Here is a 19,803-nt window from a genome sequence, read left to right as displayed (position 1 = left end):
CACATGACCATCGGACTGACGGAGGAGCACCGCGACCTGCGCGACGCCGTGCGCGCGTTCACGTCGCGGCAGGTGACGCCGGCGGTCGTCCGCGCCGCCGTGGACGCCGAGCGGGAGAAGGCCCCGGCCTTCTGGGACGACCTCGCCGCGCAGGGGCTCCTCGGCCTGCACCTTCCCGAGAACGCGGGCGGTGCGGGCTACGGCCTGGTCGAACTGGCCGTCGTCGTCGAGGAGTTGGGACGCGCCATCGCCCCGGGGCCGTTCCTGCCGACCGTCCTGGCGAGTGCCGTGCTGCACCGGGCGGGGCACGAGGAGCACCTGCCGCCGCTGGCCGACGGCACGAAGGTCGGCGCGGTCGGCCTGGACGCGGGCGGGCTGGCGCTGTCGCGCTCCGGCGACGAGGTCACGCTGACCGGCACCTCGGGCCCGGTCATGGGCGCCCCGTCGGCGGATCTCCTCATCGTGCCCGCGAAGGACGGCGACGGGACGGCCTGGATCGTCGTGCCCCGCGAGGCCGTCACGGTGCACGAACTGCCCGGCCACGACCTGACCCGCCGCCCGGCCAGGATCGAGTCCGGGAACACGACCCTCGCCGCGCGTTCGGTCCTGGACGTGGGCTCACAGGCCGTCGGTGATCTCGCGGCGGTGCTGTTCGCGGCCGAGGCGTCCGGTCTGGCCGACTGGGCGACGTCCACCGCCGCCGAGTACGCCAAGGTCCGCGAGCAGTTCGGCCGCCCGATCGGCCAGTTCCAGGGCGTCAAGCACCGCTGTGCCCGGATGCTCGCGCACGCCGAGCAGGCCCGCGCCTGCGCCTGGGACGCCGCCCGCGCCCAGGAGCCGGGGACCGGCCCCCGGGAGGTGTCCCTCGCCGCGGCCGTCGCCGGGGCGACCAGCGTGCAGGCCGCGTTCCAGGTCGCCAAGGACTGCATCCAGACGCTCGGCGGCATCGGATTCACCTGGGAACACGACGCGAGCCTCTACCTGCGCCGCGCGCAGACTCTCCGCGTCCTGCTCGGTTCCACGGCGAGCTGGCGCCGCCGCGTCGCGAGCCTCACCCTGGACGGCGTCCGCCGCGAACTCGGTGTCGAGCTGCCGCCCGAGGCCGAGCGGATCCGCGCCGAGGTCCGCGCCGAACTGGGGCCCGCCAAGGCACTGGACGGCGATGAGCGCGCCATGTATCTCGCCGACCGCGGTTACACGTCCCCGCACCTGCCCGTCCCGTGGGGCAAGGGCGCCGACGCGATCACGCAGCTCGTCATCGCCGAGGAGATGCGCGCCGCCGGGCTCCGCGCCCACGACATGATCATCGGTAACTGGGTGGTGCCGACGCTGATCGCGCACGGCTCGCCCGCGCAGCACGAGCGGTTCCTGCCCGGGTCGCTGCGCGGTGACATCCGCTGGTGCCAGCTGTTCTCCGAGCCCGGCGCCGGCTCCGACCTCGCCGCGCTCGGCACCCGCGCGGAGAAGGCCGAGGGCGGCTGGAAGATCACCGGCCAGAAGGTGTGGACGTCCATGGCCCGCGAGGCCGACTGGGGCATCCTGCTGGCGCGCACCGACCCGTCCGTCCCGAAGCACAAGGGCCTGTCGTACTTCCTGCTCGACATGAAGTCGCCCGGCATCGACGTCCGCCCGCTGCGCGAGCTGACCGGCGACACCCTGTTCAACGAGGTGTTCCTCGACGGCGTGTTCATCCCCGACGACCTTCTCGTGGCGGCCCCCGGCGACGGCTGGAAGCTCGCCCGCACGACCCTCGCGAACGAGCGGGTGTCGCTGTCCAACGACTCGTCCCTGGGCAGCGGAGGCGAGGCCCTCATCGGACTGGCCGCCGAAGGCGCGGACGACGAGCGCCTCACCACGCTCGGCGGCATCCTCTGCGACGCCCAGTCCAGCAGCCTGTTCGGGCTCCGCACCACGCTGCGCTCCCTCGCGGGCGGGCAGCCGGGCGCCGAGTCCAGCATCGGCAAGCTCATCGGCGTCGAGCACATCCAGCAGGTGTGGGAGACGGCCGTCGACTGGATCGGCCCCGACGCGCTCACCGGCGAGGGCGAGGGCGGGGTCGACGACCCGACGTGGATGTTCCTGAACTCCCGGAACATGTCGATCGCCGGCGGCACGACGGACGTCCAGCTCAACATCATCGGCGAGCGGCTCCTCGGCCTGCCCCGCGACCCGGTGGCGTCATGACGCTCGACCTGCAGGCCGGCGCCCGGACGTGCGGCGTGGACGCGGCCTCCGCCGCGGCCCGCCGCGTCATCGACGCCCTCGTCCGGTCCGGCGACATGACGGATGTCGACATGGCGGACATCGCCGACCGGCTCAACGCCGTCGCCGACGATCTGGAGGAGGCGGCCCCGCCGCGGAACGACCGCCTCGTCGACATGTGGGCCGGCGACGGCAACACGCGCCACGACCCGGTGACCGGCCCGGAGAACCCGATCGCCCCGCCCCTGGAGTACGTCGGCGTCGACTCCCACACCATCGAGGCCACCACGACGCTCGGGCTGCCCTACCAGGGCCCGCCGTCCAGCGTCCACGGCGGCGTGTCGGCCCTGCTCCTCGACCACACGCTGGGCGTGGCGAACGGCTGGGCGGGCACATCGGGCATGACGGCGGAGCTGACCCTGCGCTACCACCGCCTGACGCCGCTCTTCGAACCGCTGACGATCACCGCCGAGCAGATCTCGGTGGACGGCCGCAAGATCCGCACGAAGGGCGCCATCCGGGCCGGCGGCGAAGTGCGCGTCACCGCCGAGGGCCTGTTCATCGCCAAGCACCCGCCCCGCCCCCGCTGACAGCGCGTCCGCACTCAGGCGGTGCCGAGGGACCTGGGGATCACGGGCGCGGATCGAGGGAGCGGAGGCGGGCGAGGACGCCGGCCGTCTGCGGGGTCTGAAGGTCTTCGAAGATGGCGAGGGCCCCGATCCAGTGGTCGCGGGCGGCGTCACGGCGTCCCATGTGCAGGTGGGCCCGGCCGAGGTTGTAGAGGGTCTCACCCTGGCCCGGACGGTCGCCGGCCTCGCAGAACGCGTCCAGGGCCTCCTCGTAATGGGCGATGGCGGCGTCGAAGTCACGCTGTCCGTGGTGGGAGTAGCCGAGCCCGTGCAGAGCCCAGCCCCTCGCGCGGGGTTCGGTGGCCATGGCGCGGGACTGTTCGAAGCAGCCGAGCGACGTGGCGAACTCGCCGAGGCCCGCGTGCGCGTACCCGAGGGCGGTCAGGGCCAGGCCGGCGGCGTGGTGCTCGCCGGCTTCGCGGGCCAGTCGGACGGATCTCCGGTGGTGGATGACCGCCTCGCGGAACCGCTGGAGGCGGCGGCAGGCATAGCCGAGGCCGTGCAGCGCCCAGGCCTCGCCGCCCCGGTCGCCGATCCGGTGGAAGACGTCGCGGGACGCGGTGAAGAAGCCGACCGACTCCTCGAAGCGCCAGCGGTGCTGGCCGGCGTGGCCGAGCCCGGCGAGGGCGTAGGCGATGCCGCGGTCGTCGCCGATGTGCTCGGCGGACGCCAGCCCGGTGCGGAGTGCCTCGATCCAGTCGGTCCACGGGCTGCGGAGGAAGAAGAACGTCCACAGGGCGAGCGGGAGCCGCCAGGCGATGTCGTGGTGGCCCTCGTCGGCGGCGACGCGGGCGGCGGCGATCAGGTTGAGCCGCTCGGCCTCGCACCATTCGCGGGCCTCGGCCGCCGAGGTGAACTCGAGGGGACGGCATGGGGTGTCCGGCAGGGTGAGCGTCGCGGTGATGCGTTCGGGGCAGAGGACGCGGCGGGCGTTGTCGGCGGTGCCGAGGTACCACGCGAGGACGCGCCGGAGGGCGTCCTCGCGTTCGTCCTCGCGTTCGTCCTCGGCCGGTCCCTGGTCGAGGGCGGGAACGCGGAAGCGGCCCCCGGGGCGTTCGTCCAGGGAGAGGCCGCCGAGCAGGACGCGGGTCTCGTCCGCGGGGACGTCGAGGAGAGCGGCGGCGGCCGGGACGGAGATCTCCGTCCCGGGATGCAGGGACAGGAGCCGGAGGATGCGGCCGGCGTCGGTGCGGGTGTCGGGAAGCCGTATCCATCCGCGCATGCGGGTCTCTTTGACCGAGACCTGCGCGGGACGGTACGCGGCGGCGTCGCATGTCGGGCACTGCTGGACGACCTCCTGGTAGAACCAGTCGGACGTGATCAGCGCGACGATGCCGGGGGAGTCGCGCAGGGCGTCCTTGAGCGGCTCGGCGTCCAGCAGCCGGAACGTCTTGTTGATCGCGGTGCCGGTGACGCCGTGGTCGTCGTAGTGGACCTCCCCGGCGTGCACGGCGACGCGGATCTTGATGCGGGCACCCGGCGGGGCGCTGCTGTTGTGCCGTTCGAGCAGGCGCGCCAGTGCCGGCGGGAAAGGCCCGGCCAGCCGTTCCTTCGGCACGTCGGGCTTGATGAGGACGAGTGCGCCGTCGCCGCGGTCCTCCCGCTCGAAGGACGTCTCGGGCACACCGGATTCGGCCAGCGCCTCGTGCAGGGCTTTGAACAGGCCGCTGCGCACGGCTAACTGGTCCCAGTTCGTCCGGCCCCCGTAGCCCTGGACGTCCACGCACAGAATCGACCGGTGCACCGCGAGCGACGCCTCGCCGATACCGTGCATTGGCTCATGCTGATGCACTGTCTTATGCACGTGCATACCGTAACGCAAGATCGCTTCTTGGTCAGAGGCTTTAGTGCGCGCCATGGAAAGACCCCGCCCGGTACTCCGGGCGGGGCCTGGTCGTGGGGACGGCGAAGGGAGCGGGTCAGCGCTTCCTGCCGCCCGCGGTCGCCCTCAGGTAGTCGTGGTTGAGCTGCCCGATGACGTCCAGCGGGATCTCCTTCGGGCAGGCGGCGGTGCACTCACCGGTGTTGGTGCAGCCGCCGAAGCCCTCTTCGTCGTGGGTCTCCAGCATCGACACGACACGGTCCCAGCGTTCCGGCTGCCCCTGCGGCATGAGCCCGAGGTGGGTGACCTTGGCGCCGAGGAACAGGGCGGCCGAGCCGTTCGGGCAGGCCGCGACGCACGCGCCGCAGCCGATGCACTCGGCGGCCTCGAACGCGCGGTCGGCGTCCGGCTTCGGGACGGGGACCGCGTGCGCCTCGGGGGCGGTGCCGGTCGGCGCGGTGATGTAGCCGCCCGCCTGGATCATCCGGTCGAAGGACGAGCGGTCGACGACCAGGTCCTTGACGACCGGGAACGCCTTGGCCCGCCACGGCTCGACGTCGATGACCTCGCCGTCCTCGAACTTGCGCATGTGGAGCTGGCAGGTCGTGGTGGCGCGCTCCGGGCCGTGCGGGGTGCCGTTGATGACGAGGGAGCACATGCCGCAGATGCCCTCGCGGCAGTCGTGGTCGAACGCGACCGGCTCGTCCCCGGAGGCGATGAGCTTCTCGTTGAGGACGTCCAGCATCTCCAGGAACGAGGCGTCGGGGGAGATGTCGTCGAGCTTGTACTCGACCATCTTCCCCTTGTCCTGGGGGCCGCTCTGGCGCCAGACGCGCAGTGTGAGCTTCATTTACTTGTACGACCTCTGGCTCGGCTTGACGTGTTCGAAGTTCAGGGCCTCCTTGTGGAGGACGGGCTGCTCGCCCTCGCCGCCCCATTCCCAGGCGGCGACGTAGCCGAAGTCGACGTCGTCGCGCTTGGCCTCGCCGTCCTCGTCCTGGCTCTCGGCCCGGAAGTGGCCGCCGCAGGACTCGGTGCGGTGCAGCGCGTCGATGACCATCAGCTCGGCCAGCTCGAAGAAGTCGGCGACGCGGCCCGCCTTCTCCAGCTGCTGGTTGAGCTCCTCGCCCCTACCGGTGACCTTGACGCGCTCCCAGAACTCCGCGCGCAGCGCCGGGATGAGGTCGAGGGCCTTGCGCAGCCCCTCCTCGGTGCGCTCCATCCCGCAGTACTCCCACATGATGTGGCCGAGTTCCCGGTGGAAGGAGTCGACGGAACGGTCCCCGTCGATCGACAGCAGCCTGTCGATCTGCGACTTCACCCGCTCCTCGGCCTCCAGGACCGCGGTGCCGGCGACCGGGCCGAGGCTGTTGCGGGCGATGTAGTCGCCGATGGTGTTCGGCAGGACGAAGTAGCCGTCGGCGAGGCCCTGCATCAGCGCGGACGCGCCAAGGCGGTTCGCGCCGTGGTCGGAGAAGTTCGCCTCACCGATGACGAACAGTCCCGGGATGCTGGACTCCAGGTCGTAGTCCACCCACAGCCCGCCCATCGTGTAGTGGACGGCGGGGTAGATGCGCATCGGCGTGTCGTACGGGTTCTCGCCGGTGATGCGCTCGTACATCTCGAAGAGGTTGCCGTACTTGGCCTCGACCTTGTCGCGGCCGAGCCGCCCGATGGCGTCGGCGAAGTCGAGGTAGACGCCGAGGCCGCCGGGGCCGACGCCGCGTCCCTCGTCGCAGACGTTCTTGGCGGCGCGGGACGCGATGTCACGCGGGACGAGGTTGCCGAAGGACGGGTAGATGCGCTCCAGGTAGTAGTCGCGCTCGTCCTCGGGAATGTCGGAGGGGTCGCGGGTGTCGCCGCCCTTCTTCGGGACCCACACGCGCCCGTCGTTGCGGAGCGACTCCGACATGAGCGTCAGCTTGGACTGGTGGTCGCCGCTGACCGGGATGCACGTCGGGTGGATCTGCGTGTAGCACGGGTTGGCGAACAGGGCGCCGTGCCGGTGGGCGCGCCACGACGCGGTGACGTTCGAGCCCATCGCGTTCGTGGACAGGAAGTACACGTTGCCGTAGCCGCCGGACGCGAGCACCACCGCGTCCGCCGTGTAGTTCTTGACCTCGCCGCTGATCAGGTCGCGGACGACGACGCCGCGCGCCCGCCCGTCCTCCATGATCAGGTCGAGCATCTCGTGCCGCGGGTACAGTTCGACGTTGCCGGCCTCGACCTGCCGCATCAGCGCCTGGTAGGCGCCGAGGAGCAGCTGCTGGCCCGTCTGCCCGCGGGCGTAGAAGGTGCGGGAGACCTGCGTCCCGCCGAACGAGCGGTTGTCGAGCAGGCCGCCGTACTCGCGGGCGAACGGGACGCCCTGCGCGACGCACTGGTCGATGATGTTCCGGGAGATGTCGGCGAGCCGGTACACGTTCGACTCGCGGGACCGGAAGTCGCCGCCCTTCACCGTCTCGTAGAACAGCCGGTACACGCTGTCGCCGTCGTTGCGGTAGTTCTTGGCGGCGTTGATGCCGCCCTGCGCGGCGATCGAGTGGGCGCGGCGCGGGGAGTCCTGGAAGCAGAACTGCTGGACGTGGTAGCCCGCCTCGCCCAGGGTGGCGCCGGCCGAGCCGCCCGCCAGGCCCGTGCCGATGATGATGATCTTCTTTTTGCGCTTGTTGGCGGGGTTGACCTGCTTGGCCTCGAACTTGCGGGTGGTCCACCGGTCCTCGATGGCGCCGGCGGGCGCCTTGGTGTCGGCGATCGGCTCGCCGGACTTGTAGAAGCTGTCGGTCATGTTCAGCTCACCCATCCGAACGTGATGGAGACGGGGACGGCGATGAAACCGAGCGTCACCAGCGCGGCGACGGACCCGGCGAGGCCGCGCAGGAGGCGGTCGGTGCGCGGGGTGCGCAGCCCGAGGGTCTGGAACGCGCTCCAGATGCCGTGGTGCATGTGCAGGCCGACGAGCAGGAGCGCGACGACGTACCAGACGGTGATGTACCAGCGGGACGGGTCGAAGCCGGCGACCACCCGCTGGTAGGGGGTGTCGCCGGAGCCCAGCGGGTTCACGACGAAGAACGTCAGGTCCAGCAGGTGCCAGACGACGTAGATCGCGATGATGACGCCGCCGTACCGCATGGTGCGGGCGGCATAGCCCTGCGCCTGCGACTTCTTCTTCGCCTGGTACTTGACGGGACGGGCCGCCGCCGCGCGCCGCGCCAGCGACACCGCCGACCACATGTGCAGGACGACCGCCACGGCCAGCACGACCTCGAGGAGGGTCAGGACGGTCCGGTGCGGTACCGCGGGCTCGCCGATCGTGCGCAGCCAGTGCGCGTAGTGGTTGAAGTCCTCCGCGCCGAAGAAGATCTTCAGGTTCCCGATCATGTGCGTGATCAGGAACAGCACGAGGATGCCGCCGGTCACCGCCATGACGGCCTTCTTGCCGACGGTCGATCGGTAGATCGCAGGTATCGCTATAGCCACACGTCGGAAGCTATGTCGGCCCGGCGCGAGAGTTCCAAGTCATCAGGGCACTCGTTTCAATAGCCGCAGGCTATGAACACAAGTAGAACGGGCGTTGAGTCCGTTTCGTGATGAATGGTGCGGTGAGTGACTTCACAGGGCGTTCTGGAACTCTCTCCACGAGTGATCCAGAAGACATTGACGAGGTCAGAGGGGGTGTGTCATATATTGGACGGGCGTCCCGCCGGACCGGCATCGACCTGCCGCGACAGCAGCAGCACGGCGAGGTCGTCGGTCAGGGCATCGCCGTTGAGACGCTCGACCTCGGTGACGAGTTCGTCGATGAGGGACCGTCCCGTCGCGCCCCCGCGGTGGGCGGTGCGGGCCAGGCCGACGAGACCGTCGGTGCCGAGCCGGTCCGAGCCCGCGCCGACCTTCCCCTCGATCAGGCCGTCGGTGTAGAGCATCAGCGACCAGGACTCGCCGAGATCGATCTCGGTGGTGGGCCACTCGGCGCCGGGCAGCAGGCCGAGCGCCGGGCCGTGCGCGTAGTCGGGCAGCGCCGTCACCTCGCGGCCGCCGGCACCGATCCCGTCGCCGCCGGGCCCGCCCTCCCCGGGGGACTCGCGGAACAGCAGCGGCGCGGGATGGCCGGCCAGGTGCATCCGGGCGGTCCGCCGCGACGGCGCGATCGTGATCATGCAGAGCGTGGTGAAGATCTCCTCGCTGCGCCGCTCGTGGCCGAGGACCGTGTCGAGGGTGCCGAGGAGCTGCTCGCCGGTGTGCCCGGCCAGCACGAGCGTCCGCCACGCCATCCGCAGCTGGACGCCGAGGGCCGCCTCGTCCGGGCCGTGCCCGCACACGTCCCCGATCACCAGGTGGACCGCGCCGCCCTCGGTCTGCACGGTGTCGTAGAAGTCGCCGCCGAGCAGCGCCCGCCGCCGGCCGGGCCGGTAGCGGGTGTGGTGCCGCAGCGACGGGTCGTCGATCAGCGGGACGGGCAGCAGGCCGCGCTCCAGCCGGGCGTTCTCGCGGCCGAGGATGCGGGCCTCGACGAGCCGCCGCTCGGCATCCTCCGACCGCTTGCGCTCGATGGCGTAGCGGATGGCGCGGGCGAGGAGGGGCGGGTCCACCTCCTGCTTGACGAGGTAGTCCTCGGCGCCGGCGGCGACGGCCTGCACGCCGAGGTGGGCGTCGTCGAGGCCGGTGAGGACGACGACGGCGGCCGGGCCGGACAGGGCGAGCACCTGCCGCAGCCCGTCGAGCCGGTCGAGGCCCGGGGCGGACAGGTCCACGATGATGCACTGGGTGCGCCGCGTCAGCATGCGCCTCGCGGTGGCCAGGTCGCCGGCGACGGTGATCTCGGCGTCCATGCCGCTCTCGGCGAGCATCTTCTCGACCATGAGGACGTCGGAGGGGTCGTCGTCGATGAGGAGCAGGTCGGTCCTGCCCTCCGCCCCCGGCGTGAAGGGATACGTCTGCTGACTGATGGTGCTCACAAGGCTTCCGGAAGAAGTCGGGCTGGCGACTGGCTGTGGCAACGGTCACGGCGTTCCGCTTTGTTCCTGCGACAGCAGGGGAGCGGAGGGGCCGCGCCGGGGAGCGGCATTGGCCTAGCCGCCGGGATCCCGGCTCAAGGAGCGGAGGAAGCATCGCTCCGTAGATCCAGACCCTAGCGTGTCCAAACCGCCCGACGCACCCCCGGGGCGCGTCCGACTGAGTATTTAAGGACAGTCCGGAACTGATCTGCGTCGCCGAAAAACCAGTCGAACTTCGGACGTTCCGCTGCATAACCTTCGTCCCGTGAAGCCGTTGCCGGAGAAAGATCCGGGCAGCCCCGGCGACCTTGTTCGAGGGGGGACGACCCCCCGCAACCCTCGGAGCGCCTCCGGCGCCGGTCGTGGATCCCCCGCGCGCTATCTGCTGTGGCTGCTGCGCGTCCAGTGGCGCAGCTGCGCCGCCGGCGCGGCCCTCGGCGTGGTCTGGATGCTCGCCCAGGCGCTGATGCCCGCCGCGATCGGCCGCGCCCTCGGCGAAGGCGTCGCGGCGCGGGACGAGCGCGCGCTCGTGACATGGTGCGCCGTGCTGCTCGGCCTCGGTGTCGTGCAGGCCGTGACCGGCGCCGTCCGGCACCGGTTCGCGGTGTTCAACTGGCTGGCGGCCTCGTACCGGACGGTCCAGATCGTCACCCGGCAGGCCACCCGCCTCGGCGGGACGCTGCCGAAGCGGCTGAGCGCGGGCGAGGTGGTGAGCATCGGCATGTCGGACGTCGTCCACATCGGGGGCGCCCTGGACATCGTCTCGCGCGGGTCGGGCGCCGTGGTCGCCATCGTCGCCGTCGCCGCCATCCTGCTGTCCACCTCGCCGCCGCTCGGCCTGATCGTGCTGGTGGGCGTCCCCCTGATCCTGGTGATCGCGGCGCCGCTGCTGCGTCCGTTCCGGGACCGGGAGCTGGCGCACCGCGAACTGGTCGGCGAGCTGTCCTCGCACGCCACCGACCTGGTCGCGGGCCTGCGGGTGCTGCGCGGCATCGGCGGCGAGCCGCTGTTCTCCGGCCGCTACCGCGCCGAGTCGCAGCGGGTCCGGGCGGCGGGGGTGGCGGTCGCGCGGGCCGAGACCCGGCTGAACGGCGCCGAGGTGCTGCTGCCCGGCCTGCTGATCGCGCTGGTGACCTGGGCCGGCGCCCGGTTCGCCGTAGCCGGGACGATCGGCGTCGGGGAACTGGTCGCCTTCTACGGCTACGCGGTGTTCCTCATCATTCCGCTGAAAACGCTCGGGGAGGCCGCGGGCAAGATCACCAAGGCGCTGGTCGCGGCGGGCCGGGTCACGGCCCTGCTGGAGATCGACCCGGAGCTGCCGAACACCGGGACCGCCCGCCCGGCGGCGACCGCCGAACTGGTCGACATCGCCTCGGGGCTGGTCGTGCGTCCGGGCCGGGTCACCGGGATCGCGGCGGCGGACCCGCGGGACGCGCAGGCCATCGCCGACCGGCTCGGCGGGTACGCGCCGGGGGACGTCGACTTCGGCGGCGTCCCGCTGCACAACGTCGCGGACGTCCGGAAACGGATCCTCGTCGCGGTGAACGAGGACCGCCTCTTCGCCGGGCCCCTCGCCGAGAGCCTCGCGCCGGAGGGCGACCGCAAGGACGGCGGGGCCGCGCCGCGGGCGGCCGTCCATGCCGCCCTCCGAGCCGCCTGCGCCGAGGACGTCGTCGAATCCGTCGGGCTGGACGCCCATGTGGCCGAGGCGGGACGGGAGTTCTCCGGCGGCCAGCAGCAGCGGCTCCGCCTCGCGCGGGCGCTCGCCGCCGACCCCGACGTCCTCGTCCTGGTGGAACCGACCAGCGCCGTCGACGCGCACACGGAGGCGCGCATCGCCGGCAGGTTGGGCCCGGCGCGCGCGGGACGCACCACCGTGGTGTGCACGACGAGCCCGCTGCTTCTGGACCGGGCCGACCACGTGGCCTTCGTCCAGGACGGCCAGGTCGTCGCGGAAGGAACCCACCGCGACCTCCTGGACTTCGAGCCGCGCTACACGGCGACCGTGACGAGGGGCGGGTCCGCGCCCGCACGGGAGACCGCGGGAAGGGCGGGAACGTGAGCGCCGAAGCGCTGCCGGTCGCCACACCCGCGCAGGTGCGCGCGTACACGCGGGGCCTCGTTCTGCGGCATCCCCGGGACCTCGCCGTCGTCCTCGCGCTGCACGCGCTGGCCGCCGTGACGGGCCTGGTGACCCCGCGCCTGCTCGGCGCCCTGGTCGAGGACGTCCGCGACGGCCGGGCCGACATCGACACGACCGGCCTGGCCATCGCCGCGTTCGTCGTCGTCCAGGGAGTCCTGACCCGGTACGCCTACCTGGCGTCCGCGAAACTGGGCGAGCGGGTGCTGGCCGGGCTGCGGGAGGAGTTCGTCGACCGCGTCCTGGCGCTGCCGCTGTCGAGGGTCGAGCGGGCGGGCACCGGCGACCTGGTCACCCGCGCGTCCCGGGACGTGGACACGCTGAGCACCTCCGTCCGCTACGCCATGCCGGAGACGCTCGTCGCCATCGTCGTCTGCGGGCTCACGGTCGGGGCGCTCCTGCTCAACGGCCCGCTGATCGCGCTGCCCGCGCTGGTCGGCGTCCCGCTGCTGTGGGCGGTGATGCGCTGGTACCTGCCCCGCGCCCACCGCGGCTACCTGCGGGAGAACGAGGCGTGGTCGCAGATCGCCGGCGGGCTGACCGAGACCGTCCAGGGCTCCCGGACGGTCGAGGCGCTGGGCCTGGCCGGCCGCAGGCACGCCCGCGGCGACGCCGACATCGCGGCCTCGTACAAGGCCGAGCGCTACACGCTGAGGCTGCGCATGGTCCTCTTCCCGGTCGCCGAGATGGGCTTCGTGCTCCCGGTCGTGGCGACGCTGCTGTGCGGCGGCCTCCTCTACATCAACGACATGGCGACCCTCGCGCAGGTGACCGCCGCGACCCTGTACGCGCAGCAGCTCATCGAGCCGGTCGACACGGTGCTGTCCTGGCTGGACGAGCTGCAGCTCGGCGGCGCGTCCCTGGCCCGGCTGCTCGGCGTCGGGAACGTCCCGCCCGACCGCACGCCGAACGGCCGCCGCCCCGACGGCGAGCGGCTCACGGCACGCGGCGTCCGCTACTCCTACCGCCCCGGCCAGGACGTCCTGCACGGCGTCGACCTCGACCTGAGACCCGGTGAGCGGATCGCGATGGTCGGGCCGAGCGGCGCGGGCAAATCCACGCTGGGCCGCCTCCTCGCCGGCGTGGACGGCCCCCGCTCCGGCACGGTGACCCTCGGCGCGGAGGCCGGCGTGCCGCTGGTCGAGCTGACGCTGGACGATCTGCGCGGCCACGTCGCCCTGGTCACCCAGGAGCACCACGTGTTCCGCGGCACGCTCCGCGAGAACCTCGCGATGGCCCGCCCGGACGCGTCCGACGGGGACATGGAGCAGGTCCTCGCGGCGGTCGACTGGGACGGTCCCGGCCTCGGCGCCGTCGTCGGCTCCGGCGGCGAGACCCTGACGCCGGCGCAGGCGCAGCAGCTCGCGCTGGCCCGGCTCGTCCTGGCCGACCCGCACACCCTCGTCCTGGACGAGGCGACCTCGCTCCTCGACCCGCGCGCCGCCCGCCGCCTGGAACGCTCGCTCGCCGCCGTCCTGGACGGCCGGACCGTCGTGGCGATCGCGCACCGCCTCCACACCGCCCACGACGCCGACCGCGTGGCGGTGGTGGAGGACGGCCGCATAACCGAGCTGGGCACCCACGACGAGTTGCTGGCCGCCGACGGCTCCTACGCGGCGCTGTGGAGAAGCTGGCACGGCACCTGAACACGCCGCGGGTCAACGGGAGAGGGCCTGCTTGAGGTAGTCGACCTGCAGGTGCAGGAGGTTCTCCGCCACCACCTCCTGCGGGGTCATGTGGGTCACGCCCGACAACGGCAGGACCGTGTGGGGGCGGCCCGCGGCCAGGAGGGCGGACGACAGCCGGAGCGTGTGGGCGGCCACCACGTTGTCGTCCGCGAGACCATGGATGAGCATGAGCGGGCGTTTCAGCTCCCCCGCCATCTCGATGAGGGAGTTGGCGGCATAGTTCTCCGGCTCCTCATCGGGGTGGCCCAGGTAGCGCTCGGTGTAGTGGGTGTCGTACAGGCGCCAGTCGGTGACGGGGGCGCCGGCGATGCCGGCGTGGAACACGTCCGGGCGGCGCAGCACGGCCAGGCCCGCGAGCCAGCCGCCGAACGACCAGCCGCGGATGCCGACGCGGTCGAGGTCGAACGCGGCCGGATGCCGGCGCGCCGCCTCGATCAGCGCGGTGACCTGGTCCTCCAGGATCGGCTCCACGAAGTCGCCGCGGACGGCGCGTTCCCAGGCGGGGCCGCGCCCCGGGGTGCCGCGGCCGTCGGCGATCACCACGGCGAAGCCCTGGTCGGCGAGCCACTGCGGCTCGCAGTACGCCCGCTGGACGGCGAGGACGCGCTGCGCGTGCGGGCCGCCGTAGGGGTCCATGAGGACCGGCAGGCGGCCGTCGCCGGGCCGCCATCCGTCCGGCAGCAGCACGGCGGTGCGGATCTCCCGGTCGCCCGACCGCAGCAGCTCCACCCGCGGAGTGATCACCGGGGTCTCGGCGAGCGACACGACCGGATGGGTACCGGACGGTCCGCGCACCTCGACCTCCACCCCGGGACGGTCCGGCCGCGCGCCCGTGACCACGGTGATCTCGCCGGAGCGGGTGCCGCCGAAGACGCCCGGCCCTTCCGTGTGCCGGATCACCTCGCCCCTGTCACAGGAGAAGAGGTGGATCTCGGTGGGCTCCTCCGACGCGGTGAACAGGATCGACTCGCCGTCCACCCCGATGACCGACCGGACCTGCAGGCCGGCGGGCGTGACGGGCGTGCCCGCGACGGTGATCCGGCGCGTGTCGGTCTCGCGGTCCTCGGTGGCCCAGACCAGGTCGCCGCCGCTCGTCCGGGCGGGCAGCCCGGGGACGATGTCCGTCCACACCGGGTCGTGCTCGGTGTGCAGGAGTGTCGTCGCCCCGTTGGACGGGTCGACCCGCAGCACCCGCAGCACCCGCTGGTCGCGCGGCTGGACGACGATCAGCAGGCCGTGCGCGTCCCAGGAGGCCGTCACGACGTAGGGGAACATGCCGCGGTCCCAGGCGACGCCGACGCGGCCGCCGTCGATCTTGAGCAGCACCAGCGACACCAGCGCGTTCGGCGTGCCCGCGGCCGGGTAGGCGATCTCGGCGGGCGGCGCGTCCGGGTTGGCGGGGTCGGCGATGTGCCAGCGCTGCACCGGGGTCTCGTCGACCCGCGCGGCCAGCAGCGTCCCGCCGTCCGGCGACCACCAGTGGCCGCGCATCCGGCCCATCTCCTCCGCCGCGACGAACTCCGCGACGCCGTAGGAGATCTGGTCGGACTCCGGCTGGACGAGCGCCCGGTCCTGCGTGCCGTCCATCTCGATCATCCGGAGCGTCCGGCCCGACACGTAGGCGATCCGGCGCCCGGCCGGGTCGGGGCGCGGGTCGAAGACCGGCGCCTGCGCGGGCAGCTCGCGGACGAGCCCGGTGTCGAGGTCGGCGACGTGGAGGCTCCCGCCCAGGGTGAACACGGCCTGCCGCATCGCCCGGTCGGTGGCGTACCCGACGATTCCGCCCGCCTGCTCGCGGGCGCGTTCGCGCCGGGCGCGCTCCTCGGCGGGCAGGTTCTCCTCGCCCGGGACGTCCAGCGCCGCGGGGTCGGCGACGCAGCGCTCCTCCCCGGTGGCGGTGTCCAGCGTCCACAGGCAGGTCACCGGGTCGTCGCCCGCCCTGGTGCGCAGGAACGCGACGCGCGAGTCGTCCGGCGCGATCTGGAAGGCGCGCGGGACGCCGAGGCTGAACCTTCGCGTGCGGGCGCTCTGCCGCGGATAGCTGATGCTCATGGCATCCGAGTCTGCCAGTACCGCGTCCGCCGGTACGGGGACGGTGCGCAAGTGCGGGGCACGGTGACCTCCGGGGCCCTATGATCACGGGTCGTCGCTTGGTGGGCGGGGAAAGACCCGTGCCCGGGTCCGCGCTCGCGTAAGCTCAAAGCTTCCCCAAACACTTTCATCGTCGCGGGCTTGAGGAGTGGTCAATGCCGGAGCTGCAGCCGGGAGATCCCCGGCGGCTTGGCTCGTACGAGATCGTCGACCGGCTCGGCGAAGGCGGCCAGGGCGTCGTCTACGCGGGTGTCGACGCCTCCGGGAACAGGGCCGCCATCAAACTGCTGCGCGCGGACCTCGCCGGGGACACGATGGCGCGCAACCGGTTCGTCCGGGAGGCGCAGGCGGCCAAGCAGGTGGCGCGGTTCTGCACCGCGCAGGTCCTGGAGGCCGACGTCGCGGGCGACCAGCCCTACATCGCCAGCGAGTACGTGCCGGGGCCGTCGCTCTACAAGCAGATCACCGAATCCGGGCCGATCGTCGGCGCGGCGCTGGACCGTCTCGCGATCGGCACCGCGACCGCGCTCGTCGCGATCCACCAGGCCGGGATCGTGCACCGCGACTTCAAGCCGCACAACGTGATCATGGCGCCGGACGGGCCGCGGGTGATCGACTTCGGTATCGCGCGGGCCCTGGACACCGGGCAGACCGCGGCGACCAAGGCGATCGGCACCCCGTCCTACATGGCGCCCGAGCAGGTGGCGGGCGCGACCCTCACCGAGGCCGTGGACGTGTGGGCGTGGGCGACGACGATGGTGTTCGCCGCGACCGGCCGCCCGCCGTTCGGTGACGACACCGTCGTCGCGGTGATCAACCGGGTGATGCACGAGCCGCCGTCGCTGGAGGGCGTCCCGGACGACCTGCACCGGCTGATCGCGGCGTGCCTGGTCAAGGAGCCGGAGCGGCGGCCGACCGCGCAGCGGCTCATGATGGCGCTGATCGGCAGCGGTCCGGGCGGCGCCGGGCAGACGGTCATGGACGACCCCGCGCAGGCGACGACGATGCTCGCGGAGGGCTCGACGCTCGCCGCGGGCGGTTTCGCCGCCGGCGGGATGATGGCGGGTTCGACCCAGCCCGGCGGCGGGGCGACCCGCCGCGTGTCGCCCGCCGAGTACGCCGGGAACCTGCCGCCCGCCCCGCCCCCGTACGGCGGCGGGGGCCGCGGCCGCCGCGACGACTGGGAGCCCGAGCCCAAGTCCAAGTGGCCGATCTTCGCCGCCGTCGCGGCCATCGCCGCGCTGGCCCTGGTCGTGGGCCTGTTCATGGCGAACCGGGGTGACGACTCGCCGACCGCCCCCGTCACACCGTCCGTCACCGACTCCTCCTCGGTCGAGGAGACCCCGACCGAGGAAGAGGACGACGACCCGACCCCGACCCGCACCCGGACGCGCGAGACCACGCCGCCGCCGCGGACGTCCTTCCCCACGCAGGAACCGCCGACCACCGACACCCCGACGGATACGCCGACCACCACCACCCCGACGGACACGCCCACCGGCGGTGGCGGCGGTGGTGGTGACGGCGGCGACGGTGGTGACGGCGGTGGGACCGGCGGCGGTGGTGACGCCGGTGGCGGTGACCCCGGAACCGGCGGCGGGGGCGGCTGAGCCGGGACGGTGACGCCCCTCCGAGAGGCTCGGTGCAGGGCGGTCATCACCCGGGTGTCGCGCCCTGAGTAGGCTCGGTGACTATGAAGGAGCCGCGGATCCTGTTCGTCCACGCCCATCCGGACGACGAGTCCATCGGGACCGGGGCGACCATGGCCAAGTACGCCGCCGAGGGCGCCCACGTCAGCCTCGTCACCTGCACGCTGGGTGAGGAGGGCGAGGTCATCCCCGAGGACCTCCGCCACCTGGCGTCCGACAAGGAGGACCGCCTCGGCGAGTACCGCATCGGGGAGCTCGCGGAGGCGTGCGCGGCGCTCGGCGTGCTCGACCACCGCTTTCTGGGCGGCCCGGGACGCTGGCGCGACTCCGGCATGATGGGCGCCCCCAGCAACGACCACCCCCGCTGCTTCTGGCGGGCCGACGTCGACACGGCCGCGGTGGACCTGGCCGCGGTCATCCGGGAGCTCCGGCCGCAGGTGATCGTCACCTACGACGAGCGCGGCAACTACGGGCATCCCGACCACATCCAGGCGCACCGCGTCGCGTGGCGGGCCTACGAACTGGCGGCCGACCCGTCCCACGAGGACGGCGCGGAGCCGTGGTGTGCCGCCAAGTTCTACGCCTACGCCACCCCGCGTACCGTCCTCGCCCGCGCGATCGCGGTGATGCGGGAGGCGAAGCTGCCGTTCTCCCGCGTCGCCGGGCTGGACGAGCTCGGCTCCGGCGTCCCCGACGGCCAGGTCACCACGGTCGTGGACGCCCGCGCCCACCTGCCCGCCAAGCTCGCCGCCCTGCGCGCCCACCGCACCCAGATCGTCGTGGCGCCCGAGGATGTCGGGCCGTTCTTCGCGCTGTCGAACAACCTGGGCCAGCAGGTGTTCGGCACCGAGTACTTCATCCTCCAGGCCGGTGAACTGGGCCCGGTCGGCCCCAGCCGGCGGGAGAAGGACCTGTTCGCGGGCCTGAACGGCCCGCGCGCCTGAACGGCCGCCCGCCCGGCGCCGCCGGGCGGGACCGGGCCGGTAGCCTGGCGTCCGTGGACAAGGACTCCGTGGACAAGGACTCCGAGGAGTCGCGGGTGAGCCTGGCGAAGGACGGCCTCACGCGCGTCCCCGCCGGGGGGAGTGGCGGGGCGTCCCCGTACACGGGGGACGGCGCCTCCGCCTCTTCCAGCCTGGAACGCCAGGACGCAGAGGCGCCCCTCGACGCGTTCGTGGCCGGTGCCGCGTACGGGGCGCTCGGGCTGGCCGGCGTCCTGTTCGGGCTGTTCGGCTCGTTCATGCAGAACTGGACCACCGGCCCGGTGCCGGTCGCGGCGATCGTCCTGGTCGCGCTGGTCTTCTGCATGGTGCGGCTGGCCGGGCTGGGCATGGGCGGACGGCTCGGCGCGACGATCCCGGCGGTCATGTGGGCCATCGTGGCGTTCGTCATGTCGATGCGCCGCGCCGAGGGCGACCTGGTCATCCCCGGGACGACCGCCGGATACGTCTACATCGTCGGCGGAATGCTGGCCGCCGTGGCCGGGGTCATGCTGGTGCCCGCGGCGCGCCCGCCGGGCGACTGGCTGCTCGGGAAGGCGGCGCGCCCCCGCGGGTAGCGGCGCCCTTGGCCGGGCCCCCGGTCTCAGCGGACGGCGTCCACCGAGTTCGCCGCGCCGTTGCGGGACACGTAGTCGCCGACGCGGTCCTCGCGGACGGCCGTGAACAGTGCCCGCACACCGTTCTCGTCCAGCAGCACGACGCTCTGGCCGCCCCGCCGGTCCGTCTTCTCGACGGGCGCGGTCAGGTACTCCAGCAGCGACGTGTCCAGCAGCCGGCGCGCCAGCCCGCGCAGCGTCCCGGAGGTCACCGACCCGTCCACGGTCACCGAGCGGGTCGCCGCCCGGACGAAGCGGTCGATCTTGATCGGGTTGCGGGTGTCCAGCGCCTTGTCGGCGAGGGCGTGCAGGAACGCCTGCTGCCGCTTGATCCGGTCGAGGTCGCCGCCGGGCAGGTTCCAGCGCTGCCGGACGAAGTCCAGCGCCTCGATGCCGTTCAGATGCTGACGCCCCGCCTCCCAGGTGCGGTCGTGCATCGGGTCGTGGGTGCGCTTGGTGATGGTCACGTCGACACCGCCGAGCGCGTCGGTCATCTCCACGAAGCCGTTGAAGTCGAGGGCGGCGTAGTGGTCGACGCGGACGTGCGTGAGCTGCTCCACCGTGCGGATCAGCAGCGCCGGCCCGCCGTACGCGAACGCGGCGTTGATCTTCGTCGTGCCGTGCCCGGGGACGGGCACCCAGCCGTCCCGGGGGATCGCGATCACCGAGACCCGCTCGCCGTTCCCGGACATGTGCACCAGCATGATCGTGTCGGCCCGGGCGCCCATCGACGGCATGTCCGCGCGCCGGTCCGAGCCGATCAGCAGCCAGTTCTCACCGCGCCCGGTGGACGACGGCCGGCCCGAGGCGGTGGGCATCGCCCCGGCGATCCGCTTGACCTCGTCGTCGTAGGCGTGTTGCAGCAGGTAGAGGCCGCCTCCGAGCAGCATCACGACGCCGAGCACCAGCCCGCCGCAACCGATGGCGACCCGGCGCCTACCCCATTTCCGCAGCATGCGCCCAACCCTGCTCGCGGGGGCGCGCCGAC

Annotated in this window: 14 protein-coding genes; 7 read left to right on the top strand and 7 right to left on the bottom strand. The window is 72.8% G+C overall.

All coding sequences use genetic code 11. From position 1 onward, the window contains the following. Positions 1–3 precede the first annotated feature (3 nt). Both ACGFK0_RS30475 and ACGFK0_RS30470 read left to right on the top strand, forming a co-directional pair. The gene (locus ACGFK0_RS30475) at positions 4–2,184 is read left to right on the top strand and encodes an acyl-CoA dehydrogenase (protein WP_392911022.1); all 2,181 of its coding nucleotides are present in this window, start codon (positions 4–6) and stop codon (positions 2,182–2,184) included. After that, the gene (locus ACGFK0_RS30470) at positions 2,181–2,792 is read left to right on the top strand and encodes a PaaI family thioesterase (protein ID WP_392911020.1); all 612 of its coding nucleotides are present in this window, start codon (positions 2,181–2,183) and stop codon (positions 2,790–2,792) included. The genes ACGFK0_RS30475 and ACGFK0_RS30470 overlap by 4 nt, the downstream gene beginning before the upstream one ends. Positions 2,793–2,832: 40 nt before the next feature. Here ACGFK0_RS30470 and ACGFK0_RS30465 read toward each other — a convergent pair whose 3' ends face one another. From ACGFK0_RS30465 to ACGFK0_RS30445, 5 genes are all read right to left on the bottom strand, one after another. Next, positions 2,833–4,605 carry a tetratricopeptide repeat protein gene (locus ACGFK0_RS30465; protein ID WP_392911018.1) on the bottom strand — a complete coding sequence of 591 codons (1,773 nt, stop codon included), beginning with the start codon at positions 4,603–4,605 and terminating at the stop codon, positions 2,833–2,835. Between the two features lie 145 nt (positions 4,606–4,750). After that, entirely contained in the window at positions 4,751–5,503 is a 753-nt protein-coding gene (locus ACGFK0_RS30460) for a succinate dehydrogenase/fumarate reductase iron-sulfur subunit (RefSeq protein ID WP_392911016.1), read from the bottom strand. Continuing rightward, positions 5,504–7,441 (bottom strand): fumarate reductase/succinate dehydrogenase flavoprotein subunit, encoded by a 1,938-nt coding sequence (locus ACGFK0_RS30455; protein WP_392911072.1) that lies wholly within the window; start codon positions 7,439–7,441, stop codon positions 5,504–5,506. It lies immediately after the preceding gene. A gap of 2 nt (positions 7,442–7,443) precedes the next feature. After that, complete coding sequence (locus tag ACGFK0_RS30450) at positions 7,444–8,133, bottom strand: succinate dehydrogenase cytochrome b subunit (protein WP_392911014.1); 690 nt, start codon at positions 8,131–8,133, stop codon at positions 7,444–7,446. Positions 8,134–8,333: 200 nt separating this feature from the next. Next, a complete protein-coding gene (locus ACGFK0_RS30445) occupies positions 8,334–9,611 on the bottom strand; it encodes a PP2C family protein-serine/threonine phosphatase (RefSeq protein WP_392911012.1) in 1,278 nt (425 codons plus the stop codon). A 304-nt stretch (positions 9,612–9,915) separates the two neighbouring features. Between ACGFK0_RS30445 and ACGFK0_RS30440 the strand changes: the two genes are divergently transcribed. Next, entirely contained in the window at positions 9,916–11,712 is a 1,797-nt protein-coding gene (locus ACGFK0_RS30440; protein ID WP_392911010.1) for an ABC transporter transmembrane domain-containing protein, read from the top strand. Next, positions 11,709–13,436 carry an ABC transporter ATP-binding protein gene (locus ACGFK0_RS30435; protein ID WP_392911008.1) on the top strand — a complete coding sequence of 576 codons (1,728 nt, stop codon included), beginning with the start codon at positions 11,709–11,711 and terminating at the stop codon, positions 13,434–13,436. The genes ACGFK0_RS30440 and ACGFK0_RS30435 overlap by 4 nt, the downstream gene beginning before the upstream one ends. A 12-nt stretch (positions 13,437–13,448) precedes the next feature. Here ACGFK0_RS30435 and ACGFK0_RS30430 read toward each other — a convergent pair whose 3' ends face one another. Continuing rightward, positions 13,449–15,530 (bottom strand): prolyl oligopeptidase family serine peptidase, encoded by a 2,082-nt coding sequence (locus ACGFK0_RS30430; protein ID WP_392911006.1) that lies wholly within the window; start codon positions 15,528–15,530, stop codon positions 13,449–13,451. 194 nt (positions 15,531–15,724) lie between these two features. On the opposite strand from ACGFK0_RS30430, the gene ACGFK0_RS30425 reads away from it, so the two are divergent. The 3 genes from ACGFK0_RS30425 (at position 15,725) to ACGFK0_RS30415 (ending at position 18,776) form a co-directional block, all read left to right on the top strand. Continuing rightward, on the top strand, positions 15,725–17,179 hold the full coding sequence (locus tag ACGFK0_RS30425; protein WP_392911004.1) for a serine/threonine-protein kinase: 1,455 nt from the start codon (positions 15,725–15,727) through the stop codon (positions 17,177–17,179). A gap of 83 nt (positions 17,180–17,262) precedes the next feature. Further along, positions 17,263–18,162 carry an N-acetyl-1-D-myo-inositol-2-amino-2-deoxy-alpha-D-glucopyranoside deacetylase gene (gene mshB / locus ACGFK0_RS30420; RefSeq protein WP_392911002.1) on the top strand — a complete coding sequence of 300 codons (900 nt, stop codon included), beginning with the start codon at positions 17,263–17,265 and terminating at the stop codon, positions 18,160–18,162. Positions 18,163–18,215: 53 nt separating this feature from the next. Further along, a complete protein-coding gene (locus ACGFK0_RS30415) occupies positions 18,216–18,776 on the top strand; it encodes a DUF6113 family protein (RefSeq protein WP_392911000.1) in 561 nt (186 codons plus the stop codon). A 26-nt stretch (positions 18,777–18,802) separates the two neighbouring features. Here the strand turns inward: ACGFK0_RS30415 and ACGFK0_RS30410 are convergent, their stop codons facing one another. Continuing rightward, positions 18,803–19,771, bottom strand: a complete 969-nt coding sequence (locus tag ACGFK0_RS30410) for an LCP family protein (RefSeq protein WP_392910997.1) — start codon at positions 19,769–19,771, stop codon at positions 18,803–18,805. Positions 19,772–19,803 lie beyond the last annotated feature (32 nt).

This window comes from Spirillospora sp. NPDC048823 (assembly GCF_043198445.1).
Taxonomy (GTDB): Bacteria; Actinomycetota; Actinomycetes; order Streptosporangiales; family Streptosporangiaceae; genus Spirillospora.
The sequence above is the reverse complement of the archived record's forward strand: the minus strand, read 5'-3'. Positions and strand labels throughout refer to the sequence as shown.

What these genes read in the sequence shown, in the direction of transcription:
- mshB (WP_392911002.1), top strand. Translation starts at nt 17,263, where the DNA reads ATGAAGGAGCCGCGGATCCTGTTCGTCCACGCCCATCCGGACGACGAG.
- ACGFK0_RS30460 (WP_392911016.1), bottom strand. Translation starts at nt 5,503, where the DNA reads ATGAAGCTCACACTGCGCGTCTGGCGCCAGAGCGGCCCCCAGGACAAG.
- ACGFK0_RS30410 (WP_392910997.1), bottom strand. Translation starts at nt 19,771, where the DNA reads ATGCTGCGGAAATGGGGTAGGCGCCGGGTCGCCATCGGTTGCGGCGGG.
- ACGFK0_RS30465 (WP_392911018.1), bottom strand. Translation starts at nt 4,605, where the DNA reads ATGCACGGTATCGGCGAGGCGTCGCTCGCGGTGCACCGGTCGATTCTG.
- ACGFK0_RS30475 (WP_392911022.1), top strand. Translation starts at nt 4, where the DNA reads ATGACCATCGGACTGACGGAGGAGCACCGCGACCTGCGCGACGCCGTG.
- ACGFK0_RS30430 (WP_392911006.1), bottom strand. Translation starts at nt 15,530, where the DNA reads ATGAGCATCAGCTATCCGCGGCAGAGCGCCCGCACGCGAAGGTTCAGC.
- ACGFK0_RS30455 (WP_392911072.1), bottom strand. Translation starts at nt 7,441, where the DNA reads ATGACCGACAGCTTCTACAAGTCCGGCGAGCCGATCGCCGACACCAAG.
- ACGFK0_RS30470 (WP_392911020.1), top strand. Translation starts at nt 2,181, where the DNA reads ATGACGCTCGACCTGCAGGCCGGCGCCCGGACGTGCGGCGTGGACGCG.
- ACGFK0_RS30425 (WP_392911004.1), top strand. Translation starts at nt 15,725, where the DNA reads ATGCCGGAGCTGCAGCCGGGAGATCCCCGGCGGCTTGGCTCGTACGAG.